Raw genomic sequence first — 15,137 nt, 5'->3', positions numbered from 1 at the left:
CAAAAATGAACAATAATTCTAAGACTTCAATGCAATTATCGACAGCAGCGCGCTGGTTCGAAAGTCAAGCGAAACGTGGGTTTCGCTCAGCGATACCGGCCTCAGAAAATACACAGCATTCGGCAAATCATGAGCATACGCACTATGTAGCCGATGTTTCAAGCTTACTAAGTGCAACTGAAGCATCCGCCAGCAGTACTTTGCTCACCGCGTTTATCGCTTATTTAGCAAGACTTACCCTGCATTCTGAGCAAGTGCTTGCAGTACAGGCTGCACCTCTATCGCAGCAAATAGCGTTGTTCAATATTGACTTTACGTCAGACTTCTCTCAGGCAATTAGAGAATGTGAGACCACTTTAGCCTCTGCTGCGCCCGTATCAAATGAAGCGCTTAGCCAGATGGCGCAGCAACATGAACTAGAAAGTCATGCCGGTTGCGCTGCATTTACACAACTTGGATTTGCCAGTTGCAGCCAAAGCGCTGAAGTCAACTTGTCACAAATGGCGATATTATTATGTTTGCGCCATACCGAATCTGGATATAGCTGTGAGATGTCATTTGCAACCGCACTTTACAGTGAAGCGATTGCTCATAGCCTATTTAGCGGCTTTTTAGGTTTTTTAGAGGCTGCAACCTCGACACCGCAAGCGCCATTAAACACCTTAGCCCTGGTTGGAGAGCAAGCAGAAACATTGCTAGAGCTTGGACAGCCAAGCTACCAGGCAAAAGCTGAGATCAGCGACTTAGTCAGTGTCTTTCGGGCAAGAGTCGCAGCTCATCCGCAGCAAATAGCAGTACGAGAGGAAGCGCTTCACCTTACCTATGAGCAGTTGGACAAGCGCAGTGAACAATTGGCGCACATCTTACAGGGGCTTGGTGTTTCTAGTGGAGATACCGTAGCGGTGGCGCTACCACGTTCAGTTGCACTGGTTGAGACGTGCTTGGCAATCGTTAAACTGGGCGCCGCCTACGTACCGATTGCGTTAAATACTCCCATAGAGCGCCTGACTTTATTGCATGAACAGTGTCAATTTGCCGCTCTTGTGTGCGGGGAAAGCTTTACTCTGCGAGTGCCCGACGTTGCGGTGATAAACCTTGATAAAACAGCGTTAAGTGAAGCGGCTATTGAACCTGTGATAAGTGAGTTGGACCCGAGTACTCGAGCTTGTATTTTGTATACTTCGGGCTCTACGGGGAAGCCAAAAGGTGTGATATTAAAGCACGGAGGCCTCAATCGTATTGCACTCAACTTAGAGCATGTTGATACCGACCAAAGCAGTGTGGTTGCCTTTTGTAATAATACCGCATTTGATGCTTGTAGCTTTGAGATGTGGCTGGCGCTATTAAATGGGGCATCGTTGGCCGTTATTTCACAAGAGCAGGTTCAAGATCCAAGGCGTTTTGGTAATGCACTTACTCAGCATGGTGTCACGCATAGTTTTTTAACCGTAGCGCTGGTGAATTTGTATGTGCAAGTTGATCCGAGCATCTTATGTGGTCTCGAGGCTTTGTGGTTCGGTGGAGAAGTGATCCCTGTCGAAACCTGTCGTCGCCTATTACAACATTCATTTTCAGGGAAACTGATTGCCTGCTACGGACCCACAGAAAACTCGGTGTTTTCTACCACGCATCTGCTTGATGAGTTAGCGCTGGAGCAAAACTCGGTTGCATTGGGACGCGCCTGTGCCTATTCCAATCATTATGTGCTGGATCCTCAGGGGCAGCTACTTCCACTTGGTGTCACCGGCGAACTTTACTTAGCGGGTGATGGATTAGCGGAAGGGTATCTAGCCGCACCAACATTAACAGAACAAGCATTCGTGAGTGATCCATTTAACTTAGGTACTATGTATCGCTCTGGTGACTTGGTGTGGATGGATGAACATGCCGTACTGCACTTTGTTGGACGTGCTGACAACCAAGTAAAAATCCGGGGACATCGTATTGAACCTGAGGAAGTACAGGTGCAACTCGGTCAACACCCTGATATTGCCCAAAGTCATGTTCGTGTTATGACGCGCAACGGCCAAAAGTATCTAGCCGCATTTATATGTTTTACCAATACGACGACATTGTCGGCGGAGCGCCGAGCCGAGCTGTTATCTTGGCTTGCTGAGCGTCTTCCACCATACATGTTACCGTCTAGTATTACTCAAGTTTCTGGCTTTACTTTAAATGCCAACGGCAAGATTGATAAAGCAGCTTTGCCTGAGCCGAGCGCAGCTGATCGTGGCGAGCAATCTGAATACATCGCCCCACAAGGTGAGTTAGAAGCTGCGATGGCGACGTTATGGCAAACCGTGCTCGAGGTGAAGGTAGGCAGAACCGACAACTTTTATCACTTGGGTGGTGATTCCATCGCTGCAATGAAGCTTGTTCATCATGCTTATTTACACGGCTTTGAATTAGACCCTGCTTGTATTAGCAGACACCCAAGGTTACATGAAATGGCCGTACATCTGCAGCCATTGCGTAACGTCGAGCTTCAAGCCGCTTGTGCTACCGGTAAAAAGCTCGCATCAGCGGCGCAGCAGCGGATGTACTTTATGCAGCAATTAGACCCTCATAGTGTTGCCTATAACCTAGGAGTAACATTAACGAGCCAGACACCCATTGATGCAAAACGGTTAGCTGTCGCGGTAAACGAGTTAATTCATCAACATGAAGTGCTGACACAAGGCTTTGCTTATGATGGTAAATTATGGCGCGAAACACGTCGTTTTGATGGCGTAACAGAGCATGCCTGTACTAGCGAGCAAGACGTAAATACACAGCTGCACTTACTTAATCAGCAGGTGTATGACTTAAACACAGATTGTCTCTTTAGGGTTGCTTTGTTAACTCATAATAATAGTGCCACGTTATATATTGGTGCACACCACAGCATCGTGGATGGCTGGTCACTAGATATTATTTTACGGACACTACATAGCCTTTATCATGGTGCTGAACACAACGAAGAAGCCCGCGCTTTTGACGACTATTGCCAACTAGAGCAGCAATGGTTAACCAGTGAGCAGGCCGAGTTGAGTACCGACTTTTGGTCTCGATACTTAGCTGAGCATAACCCTAGCAGTGCATTGCCGTTTGATTTTGCGAAAAAAGCAGATCATAAGGCGCGTGCAGCTGTGCATAAACAAGTGATCAGTAACGATATTAATCTGCGGGTAACTGAGCTGGCTAAGCGCTGGCAGCTAACGCCATTTAACGTTTTCCTCAGTGCTTTTTATGCGCAACTAGGCTATCAAAATGGTGAAAGGCAGCTTACTTTAGGTACTGCTGTTGCTGGTCGTGAGTGGGGCGGGTTTGCTGATACTGTGGGCATGTTCGTCAACACGCTAGCGCTAAACTTCAGTGTTGATCTTAGCAATAGTTTTCAAGCAATCTGCAAACAAGTCGGCACCGAAAATCAGCAAGCATTTGCACAGCAACAGCTACCCTATGAGCGAGTGCAGCATAGCATTAGTGGCAGTGAAAGCCTGTTTAACGTGATGTTTGATATGCAAAACGCAATCACTTGGGGCGGCAACAGTGAAGGGAACTGGTCTAGCACGCGGATGCGTGTTGATGACCCCCAGTTTGATTTGACGGTCACTTTAGAATCTCAGCATGACGGTCTTAACATTATTTGTGAGTATGATGCGAGCCTCTATCAAGAAGCCACGATTGTGCGTTTTATTTCCGCTTATCGTGAGCTAATCGGCAGAGCATGCGAACATCCAGAACAACCCCTATACGAGCTAATGGCGCTTACTAGCCAAGAGCAGCAGCTTGTAGATAACTATGCATCGGTTCGAGCTAATTCGTATCCCCATCAGCACTATCTCGACGCCTTTGACGCCAGTGTAGCTGAGTTTGCTGATGCTATCGCGGTTCAAGACAGTCATACAACACTGACTTACACTCAGCTAGACCAACAGGCTTGCGCATTAGCTAGGGCTTTAGTTGAGGCTGGAGTGAAGCTAGAGCAACCCGTTGCGGTCCATCTAGCGCGCGGTCATAAAGTGCTGGTGGCAATGTTAGCCATTGCTAAAGCGGGTGGCAGTTATTTACCATTTGATATGCGCTTACCTGCGCAGCGGATCCGCAGTCTCATCGAAGATCAAAGCATAGAGTTTGTGATTAGCGACAGTGAAGGTCCGTTTACTGGCGTTACTGTTGTGGATTCGGACGCAGTTGGTTGTGACACCATAGAGTTAACACAGATCCCACGCTTTGCTGCTCAATTGGCGTACACGCTATTTACTTCTGGTACCACGGGCAAACCAAAAGGGGCAATGACAACCCATCAAGGTATGGTGAACCACAATTATGCACTGCTTGACGAACTGTCATTCTCAACTTCTGACTGTTTTGTGCAAACGGCTGCATTATCTTTTGACATTAGCGTGTGGCAGCATTTAGCACCATTAATGTGTGGTGCTCGGGTGGCTATTTTAAGCGACCAAGAAGTGCTCGACCCTTTGTTATTCTTGCAAGCGCTAGCACATTATAACGCGAGTGTGTTGCAGGTGGTGCCTGCGCAGCTGCAACAACTTATAGATCAAGCAGCGCAATTGGCACATGACCCGCTTGCTGCCTTACGCATTTTGATCCCAACCGGAGAAGCGCTGCCTCCAAGTCTTGCGAGAACTTGGTTTGATAATTATTCCATTCCAATGTTTAACGCATACGGCCCCGCAGAATGTAGTGATGATGTGACGTTGCATCATTTATCTGTAGCGCCTCCTGCTCATCAAAGCGTTTTACCTATTGGGAAACCCATTACTGAGTGTGGTGTATATCTTTTAGATGAAGCACTGCAGCCGGTACCTGTTGGCGCTATCGGTGAAATTTGTATTGCAGGAGAAGTGGTACTTGGACGCGGTTATTTGAATGCTCCAGCACTGACCGCCAATGCTTTTGTGGCAAACCCGTTTGGCGCGCCTGGCAGCAGAATGTATAAAACCGGTGATTTAGGTCGCTTTAATTTTGCAGGCGAATTGGAGTTTGTTGGTCGTCGCGACTTCCAGATTAAGATCCGTGGTATGCGGATTGAAATTGGTGAGATTGAGTCTGTGATGGAAATGGCACCTAACACAGCTCGTTGTATCGTATGTGCTGAACAAGGGCTCTTATTAGCATATCTGGAAAGTGAATTAAGCGTCGATACACTGCGCCTACATGCACAGGAGCAACTGCCAGAGCATATGGTGCCGAGCTACTTTGTGGTGATGGATAATTTGCCTGTGACTGCCAACGGCAAAGTAGACAGAAAAGCACTCCCAACATTGGCACAAGTTAGAACAACGGAAGTGGGTGAGTCACCTTGCGGGGAAATTGAGCTGTATTTGGCAAAGCAATACGCGCAACTGCTTGATTTAGAAGTAAGCCAAGTGTACCGCGATGCGCATTTCTTTCGCTTAGGTGGACACTCACTGTTGGCGATGAAGCTAATTTCTGCCTTACGTAAGCACTATTCACTCAACGAAAAAGCAACCGTTAAGGCGATTTTTGATTATCCTAACTTAAGCGAACTGGCCACGTTTGTTGCCCAATCGACTATTGCACCGGGTGAGGTACTGGCCCAAGTAACGCTTGCCGATAACCAGCATTTTGCATTAACACAAACGCAGCAGCAAATGTTGTGGTTTGAGAAACTGCAGCCGGGCACCGCGCTTTATAATATGCCTAATGCTTGGCAAATTCATGGCGAGCTAGAGAGTGCCAAACTAGAGGCTGCGGTGACATTTTTACAACGCAAACACCCGATGTTGCGCGCACGTATTGATGAGGCCCATAACCTACAGTTTATCTCTGAACACAATCAACCACTGACAGTGACTCAAGTGCCCAAAACCACCTCTATGTCGCAAGCAGTTAAGTTGATAGCCAAGCAGCCATTTGATCTGTCAGCTGGCTTGTTCGAGCCCATTTTACTTTGCTGGCCAAGTGGTGAGCAGGTATTAGTATTTAACATGCATCATTTGATCTCGGATGCTTGGTCAAGCCAAGTGATGTTGGCGGATTTGATGGCGTTTTACAGCAATCAGCCAGTGCAAGACACAAGCTCCTATCATTACGCTGATTTGGTGAATTGGCAGCAGCAAGCGAGCTATCAGCAAGAGGTTCAAGAAGCGGTATCTTGGTGGTGCGACTACTTACATGATGCACCGCATGTGTCGGCGTTACCTACGGCTCAAAAGCGTCCACCGCAACGTACGTTCCAAGGCCAAACGTGGAGTTTCAGTCTGTCTTCTGAGGCATCTAGCGCGGTTGCTGAGTTGGCGCAGGATGCTGAAGTTAGCTTATTTACCTTATTGCTAAGCTGTTATACGGCTTATATGTCGCTGTTGACAGGGGCTGAACAATTAATAACTGGGGTGCCTGTTGCAGGCCGTGACCGCACTGAATTTGATGAGGTAGTTGGCTTGTTTGTGAATACGCTGCCATTCAAAGCCCAGTGCCAGCCTGAGCTCAGTTTTACAGCATACTTGGCAAAAACACAGCAACAATGGTTAGAGATACTTGCGCATCAACAAGCCCCACTGGAAGCTATTATTGATGGTTTAGGTGTTGAGCGAAGCGCGGGTATTAACCCTCTTGTGCAGCTGATGTTCAACTTTGAACAAGGTGGCGCATCGCAAACTTTTGGTGGATTGACTTGCACTGAAATAGTCACAGATCACGATACCGCCAAATTCGATTGCCTGTTATCGATGTCTTATGATGGTCAGCTGTGTCAGGGGAGCTTTGAGCTTCCTAGCGATCTTTACCATGACGCTCAAGCGCAGGCACTTGTTAATGGCTTTGCTTATTTTGTTGAGCAAGTGGTTCAAGATGCAGACAAACCATTAGCGGCGATACCACTTATTGATACGGCGCAGCAACAGCAAGTGCTTAAGCTTGGTCAGTCTTTGGTATCTCCTCAGCATACTTCATGCGATCTTATCAGCAGTTTTATGTCCAGCGCCACCGCGTATCCACAGCGAATTGCCGTGCGTGAAGGAGATAAAACTCTAAGTTATCAAGCGCTTGATCGAGTGACTAACCAATTAGCTCATTACTTGATTGAAAGTGGGGTTCAGGCAGGAGGTAATGTTGCTATTGTTATGCCTCGTTCAATGGATTGGATCCTTGCAGCAGTAGCCATAATCAAAACAGGTGCGGCTTATGTGCCTATTGATCCGCGCTGGCCGCAAGAGCGCATTCACTTTGTTTTACAACAGGCCAATATCAATATTGCATTTGCTGAGCAGTCGTTGTCTGAGCAAGTCTCTTCACTTTCTTTGCCCACTCTGCTTCCTCAGTTAAATGACTATGCAATCACGGCGCCAATTAAGAGCGTAACTGCTGACAGTGTTGCCAATATTATTTATACCTCAGGGTCAACGGGTCAACCTAAAGGGGTTGTGACGCCACACCGTGGGATCACCAGGCTGGTACTGAACCCAGCAGAAGGTGGGTTAGATTCACATTGTGTGGTCAGTTTTATGAATAACCCAGCGTTTGATGGCGCGACATTTGAAATTTGGTCGGCGCTGCTAAGCGGCGGTTGCTTGGCTGTGGTGACAGAGCAGCAAGTGCTTGCGCCAACTGAATTTGCCAAAGTGGTTGAACAAACGGGAATTAACTATGGCTTTATGACCGTTGCGTTATTCAATCAATATGTGAAAACCGAACCGCGCATGCTACACAGCTATCGACGTCTTTGGATTGGCGGTGAAGCGGTGTCTTCTCCGAGCTGTAAGGCACTGCTTGAAAGTGGTTTTAAAGGCAAATTGTGTAATGGTTATGGCCCTACGGAAAATACGATTTTCTCTGTAACCTGTGAGATCACCTTAGCGATGGTGCAAGGGACAGATGTGCCACTTGGGCATGCTTGTGCTTGGGGTAGCCACCTTATACTAAACGCCGCAGGACAATTAGTGCCATTGGGCACGCCGGGTGAGCTATGTTTAGCCGGTGAAGGATTGGCGCACGGTTATCTTGCTCGTCCTGAACTAACGGCTCAAGCATTTATTCAAAACCCTTATGGTGAAGGGAACTTGTATCGCTCAGGAGATCAGGTGTATATGGCAGCTGATGGCACTATACATTTCCTTGGGCGCATCGATAATCAGGTTAAGATCCGTGGTCATCGAATAGAACCTGAAGAGCTAAAAAATCAGTTAGATCAGCACCCAGACATTGAAAATAGCGTTGTTGTCGTGAAACAACGCGGTGAGCTGGCGTATTTGGCTGCGTATATCAAAGTAACACCTCAAGCGCAGATAAACCGTGGGTCAGTGCTAACTTGGCTGAAATCTCGTGTCGCCCATTATTTGCTTCCATCTACTGTTACTCTAGTTGAGCAATTTACGCTTACGCACAATGGCAAAGTAGATGCGCGGGCCTTACCTGAGCCAACTGAAGCTGATTGGGGCAAAGTGATAGATGACATGCCACTGACCCAACAGCAGCAAAAACTAGCCGCCATTTGGCATAAACTATTAAAGGTGACACCCACCGCAAAAGACAACTTCTTTGCGCTTGGTGGTAACTCTATTTTGCTGATGCAGTTGGTCAGTGAAGTGAAGATGGCATTAGCAACAGACCTAAGCATTGCTGAGTTGTTTATGGCGCAAACGCTCGAAGAGCAAGCCGAGTTACTTACGCAAGCTGAACGGTCTCAAGTTGCTGCAATATCCACACCTGAATCATTCTCACAAGCAAGTCCTGCACAAACTCGTATGTATTTTATGCAGCAGTTGGAGCCCACAAGTACAGCTTACAACATCAATCTTGTGGCTGAATGTGCAGCGCTTGACGCGAAGCAACTACAGCAAGCCTTGATAGCGCTGAGCGATATGCATCCGGTGCTATGTCAACGGTTTGAAGAGCAAGCGGGTGTGATCCAACGCATTGCAGGAAACCCATGCCAGCTTGAAGTGGTTGAGCTTGATAGTGATGATCAACATGAGGTCGAGCGATATGCAGCGCAATGTGTTAGCAAAGCCTTTGATTTGGCCTGCGACTGTCCTTTACGTGTTACGTTAATCAACAGCCAATCTCGACACTTTATAGCGTTGAGTGCACACCACATTGCCTTGGATGGATGGTCACTAAACAAGTTATTCAACGATTTAGCTGTAGCGTATGAAGGTGGTGAACTTGCTGTAGCAGAACCATTTGCATTGGATTATAACGACTATTGCTATCAACAAACGAACTGGATGCAAAGCGCCGAAGCACAAGCGCAACGCGCCTTTTGGCAAGCATATTTAGAGCAAGCCAATGAAGGGGTTAGCTTACCGGTTGACCACCAAAAGCGTCCAGAGCGTAACCCTGTCGCTGCTTATTATGATATTAATCTGGAAGCGAGTGTCGTGGCTCAAATTGAGCAACTGGCTAGTCGATATGCTGTTACACCATTTAACCTTTATTTGTGTGCCTTTAGTTTGGCGCTCAGCCATGCAAGCGGTGAGCGAGATTTGGTGATTGGCACAGTATCAGCTGGTCGCACGCAAAGTGGCTTTGAGCAAACATTAGGGATGTTCGTTAATACGCTTTCTTATCGGCAACGTTACTCACCACAAATGCGCTTTGTTGACCTTATCAAGCAATCGGGTCATGAATTTGGTGCCATGATGGCAAACCAAATGTTGCCTTATGATGAGGTAATGAGTGCGCTCTCTCGTGGCGGACAGTCACCGCTATTTAATGTGATGTTCGATCTGCAAAATAGTTTCTCAAGTGATTCTCTTCAGTTAGCTGGACAGCCACTGACATTACTCGATTTGCCAGCGGATCAGCCACAATTTGACATGACTGTGGTGCTTGAGTCGTTACCGCAAGGTACACGTTTGCGCTTTGAATATGACGCTACCTTATACGAACCTGAAACCATCGCCCGATTTGCACACAAGTACCTAACGCTATTGCAGCAAGCGAGTGCTAAGCCAGAACAGGTGATTGCAGAATTTGAGCTACTCGATCAAGGCGACAACAGCATTTGGCACGACTTTGCAACGTTGCCCGCGACTCAACATCGTAATGCACATTACTTGGATGTCTTCGATGAAGTCGTCGCACAATATGGTGATAAAATTGCTGTTGATGATGGCCAGCGTAGCCTGACCTACCGAGAGCTAGACAGCGAAGCCAATCGACTGGCCGCTGTGTTATTACAACAAGATGCTGTGGCGGATCATCCGGTTGCAGTTCACCTCACTCGTAGTTGCCACGTGATGATTGCGATGTTGGCAATATTTAAAGCTGGTGGATGTTACCTACCGCTGGATACGCGTTTACCAACCGAGCGAATTCGCATGTTGTTAGACGAGCATCATATAAAACAAGTGATCACAGATAGAGCTGGCCCATTTGATGACGTTTGTGTGGTACACCCAAATGACCGAGCGACGCAAAACGTTGATCTTAGCGCTGTAGTGCGACATCCAGAGCAGCTTGCCTATGTGTTATTCACCTCAGGTACAACGGGCAAACCTAAAGGGGCGATGACCACCCATCAGGGCATGGTAAACCATAATTGGGCGGCGCTAGATACCCTTAAATTTAGCGCTGTCGATACCTTTGCACAGACCGCAGCATTGTCGTTTGATATCAGTGTTTGGCAGTACCTTGGCGCTTTGATGAAAGGGGGCTGCGTGGCAATTTTCAGTGATGAAACTGTGCTTGACCCATTGCTGTTTTTACAGGCTCTAACACGTCATCAAGTATCGGTATTACAAACAGTGCCAGTTCAGCTTCAGCAACTGATGGATGAAGTTGCTGCAGGCGCCTATGACAGCTTAGGTGATTTGCGCCATCTTATTCCTACCGGTGAGGCACTGCCGCCAGAAATGGCAAGAAGGTGGTTTAAGCGTTACCCCCATATTCCTATGATGAATGCCTATGGCCCTGCGGAATGTAGTGATGATGTGACGTTGCATGTGATGAAAGAAACACCGGCGGCGTTCTACGCGCAACTTCCTATTGGCAAGCCCGTGTATCAGTCGGCCATCTATTTACTCGATGCCGATCTGCTGCCTGTTCCGCAAGGCGCGGTAGGGGAGATCTGTGTTGCAGGTGAGGTGGTATTAGGTCGAGGCTATTTAAATGCACCATCATTAACCGCCAATGCATTTGTTGCCAATCCATTTGGAGAACCGGGCAGCCGACTCTATAAAACAGGAGATTTAGGACGCTATAACCATCTTGGCGAGCTTGAGTTCCTGGGGCGCCGCGACTTCCAGATTAAGATCCGAGGAATGCGGATTGAGATGGGCGAAATTGAATCTGTGATGGAACAAGCTTCAGAGACAAAACGCTGTGTCGTCAGTGTCGAAAACGGGGTACTCATTGCTTATTTAGAAAGCCGCGCTGAATTGGCTGAATTAAAACGTCATGCTGCCGCTTGGTTACCGGACTTTATGGTGCCAACCCATTATATCTTGATGGCTCAGATCCCTGTTACTGCCAACGGTAAAGTGGATCGCAAATCTCTCCCCAATTTAGCTGAGGCGGGAATTGACGAGCGTGGTGAAGCGCCGCAACCGGGACTGGAGTCTGAACTTGCGGCGCATATGGCGACCTTACTAAAAATTGATGTCGATCGGATCGGTAGGCTGTCTGACTTCTTCCAATTAGGAGGACACTCACTACTTGCAATGCGCCTGATCTCAACATTACGCCGTGTATTGGAAGTAGGTAATGCGCTTACCGTTAAAGACCTATTTGAACAGCCGAGTCCACAGGCATTGGCACAATATATCACTCAGTTACAGCCCGAGGCGCGTGCGCAGATCAGTCATCATGAACTCATGCCACTGCAGCATTTCCCACTCAGTGCGATACAACAGCAAATGGTGTGGTTTGAGACCTTACAGCCGGGCACGCCACTGTACAATATGCCAACGTTGTGGCGCGTGCATGGACACTTGGATGAGGCACAGCTTAACCTCGCGATGGAGCAGTTGCAGCAGCAACATCCGATGTTAAGAGCAAGGGTGCAACTGGCACAGCAACAACAGTATATCAGCGATGATATTCAAGCACTTGAACTTAAAACATTTGATACCGATGCGGCACTCATGACTTGGTGCCGCGACCGAGCGGAGCAAAGCTTTGACTTTGCTGCTAGTTTGTTTGTACCTTACTTGTTGCGTTCAAAGCAAGGTGAGCAAGTGCTGATGCTAATGATGCACCATGTGATCACGGATGCATGGTCCAGTCAGTTACTACTTGATGACTTACGGGTGCTGTTAAGCGGTGAAGCCGTGCAAAACCCAAGCGCAATCACCTTCAGTGATGTTGTCCACTGGCAACTGAGTGATAGTTATCAGCAGCAGCTTGCCGAGCAGCTCAATTGGTGGCAAGAAACGCTGGGTGATGCGACAACGGTGCTAAGCTTGCCAACCCCACATCGCCGTCCACAACAGCGCTCGTTTGTTGGCTATAGTATTGCATTTACTTTGGATGATGCTACTAGCCTTGGGTTAAGTAAGCTCGCCCAGCAGCAAGATGCATCATTATTTATGGTCTTGTTAGCTGCATATAATGCCTATTTATCGCGTTTAACTGGGCAACAAGATCTGATAGTTGGAGTGCCTGTTTCTGGTCGTGAACATTCAGAACTTGAACGGGTAGTTGGGTTATTTGTTAACACTTTACCTCTGCGTAGTCAGTGTCAGCATCAAGCTGCGTTCACAGACTATCTTGCCCAGGTTAAATCGCAGTGGTTAGGAGTACTTGCACATCAAGATGTGCCATTTGAACATTTAGTAGACGCTCTTGAACAAGAACGGATCGCTGGTGTTAACCCCTTAGTACAGACTTTGTTTACGCTTGACCAACAAGGAGGGGGAGCTGAGCTTGAGACGGTGCAATTTTCCGAGCTTGAAATGAGTCATGACACCGCTAAATTCGATCTCTTGCTCGCGATGGCTGAACGTGAAGGACAGGTGTTTGGTGAATTTGAATTTGCACTGGATGTCTTCCCTAAAGCGCTAGGCGACCAACTAGTTAATGGCTTTATCCATTTTCTTGGAGAGCTTGTTTTAGCGCAATCGGCACCCATTGCATCACTTTCTTTGGTGTCCGCAGCACAAACTGAGCAATTAATGGCGCTGGGACAAGCCGATTTTGAGGCGCAGGCTGAACCTAGTGATCTCGTCTCTGGTTTTGCGCATGTGGTTGCCGAGCACGGCGAGCGCATAGCGGTAAAACAACAAGATAGCGCACTGAGTTACCGACAATTAGACGAGCAGGCTAACCAGCTGGCACACTATCTTATTGAGCAAGGTGTGCAACAAAATACGCTGGTTGCAATCGCGATGTCTCGCTCGGTAGACTGGATTATCAATGCCTTGGCTATCATAAAAGCTGGCGCAGGTTATGTGCCGTTAGACCCAGCTTGGCCGCAAGAGCGAATAGATTTTGTGGCCGAGCAAGCAGCAATGCAGTTGGTATTTGTTGATAAGCACAGTAAAGCAACGCTCAGTAGTAACCAGTTAACCTCAATTGATAGTAGGGACTTAGCGCTCACTCATTATTCTACCCTTGCGCCGTTTAAGAGTGTCTCATCAGAGACCGTTGCCCATGTTATTTATACCTCAGGCTCTACCGGAAAGCCGAAAGGCGTGATCACTCCTCATCGTGGGATCAGCCGCTTGGTGCTTAACCCAGAGCAAGGTGAGTTAACCCAAAATAATGTGGTTAGCTTTATGAATAACCCTGCTTTTGATGGCGCAAGCTTCGAAATTTGGTCTGCGCTCCTAAGTGGCGCATGCTTAGCCGTGATCTCCCATTCGCAAGTATTGTCGCCCGCTGACTTTGGGCAGGCTTTAGCGAATTATGGCGTTGACTATGGCTTTATGACGGTGGCCTTGTTTAATCAATATGTGCAAACCGACCCGACAATATTACATCACTATCGGGTACTTTGGACTGGCGGTGAAGTGATCCCAATCCGCTATTGCCGTGACTTACTAGCTAGTGGCTATCAGGGGCAATTGTGTAGTGCCTATGGACCGACAGAGAATACGATTTTCTCAACCACATTTGCGCTGACACCAAGTGTTCTTGCTGGTCAAGATGTGCCACTTGGCCGTGCCTGTGCTTGGAGTTATCACTTAGTAATGGATGACCACGGTAGCCTGTTACCATTGGGCGTACCTGGTGAGCTGTATCTCGGTGGGGCAGGTGTCGCCCACGGCTACTTAAACCGTCCAGACTTAACTGAGCAGGCGTTTGTTTTCACCCCATACAGTGAAGAAAAACTCTATCGTTCTGGAGATAGAGTGAGTCAAGATAGCGATGGTGTACTGCACTTTATTGGTCGTACTGATAATCAGGTGAAAATTCGTGGACACCGCATCGAACCTGAAGAACTGCAAGTTCGGGTGAACCAACATGACGCCGTAGAGCTTAGCTATGTTCAAGTTCGTCAAGACGAAGAGCAGGTTTATTTAGCCGCTTATGTGCAGCTAAAACCAGGTCATGCGTTAACTCGCCAATCTCTTCAGCAGTGGCTCTCAGATAAAGTGGCGCACTATTTGTTGCCGTCGACGATTACCTTTGTTGAGCGCTTTAAGTTGAATGCAAACGGCAAGATAGACAGCAAAGTATTGCCAACGCCAAGTGCAGAAGATTGGGGACAATTGGCAAGTAGCGGTGTCTTGGAAGGTCAAGCTGCACAGCTTGCTGATATCTGGCAAGAGCTTTTAGGTAAACAGCCCTCGTTACAAGATAGTTTCTTTACCTTAGGTGGTAACTCGTTACTTGCTATGCAGCTTGTAAACCGAGTAAAAGATGAATTTGATATCGAACTGCCCATTGCTGAAGTGTTCCTAAAACAGCGGTTAGGGGATCAGCTAGCGCTGCTACAACAAGCTCAAAACGATGGCGCGGCAGGGCAACAAGAACGCATCCAAGCCGCTGCTATTGACGCGATACACCCCTTATCGTTTGCTCAAGAAAGACTGTGGTTCTTACACGATATGGAACCAGAAAGCTTAGCGTACCACCTCCCGCTTGCTTACCGAATGCGCGGTAAGGTAAGGCTAGACGCATTAAGTAAAGCCATTGAATTGGTTGCTAATCGTCATGTAGTGCTAAAAAGCCGTGTTGTTTTAGACAATGAGCAAGCCTACCAGCAAGCCGACCCCAGCGCCAAA

At 47.7% G+C, this 15,137-nt stretch carries 1 protein-coding gene (running past one end of the window); it reads left to right on the top strand.

Annotated features, from left to right (window positions below; all coding sequences use genetic code 11):
- The first annotated feature begins 5 nt into the window (after window positions 1–5).
- Window positions 6–15,137: the 5' portion of a non-ribosomal peptide synthase/polyketide synthase gene (locus D9603_RS13160; protein WP_128731653.1), read on the top strand. The gene runs 6,030 nt beyond the window's last position; only the first 15,132 of its 21,162 coding nucleotides appear in the window; its start codon is at window positions 6–8; the stop codon falls past the right edge of the window.

It is taken from the genome of Pseudoalteromonas sp. PS5 (genome assembly GCF_004103255.1).
GTDB classification, from domain to species: Bacteria; Pseudomonadota; Gammaproteobacteria; order Enterobacterales; family Alteromonadaceae; genus Pseudoalteromonas; species Pseudoalteromonas peptidolytica.
Note: the sequence above shows the minus strand (reverse complement) of the source record. Positions and strands in the feature narration are given on the sequence as shown.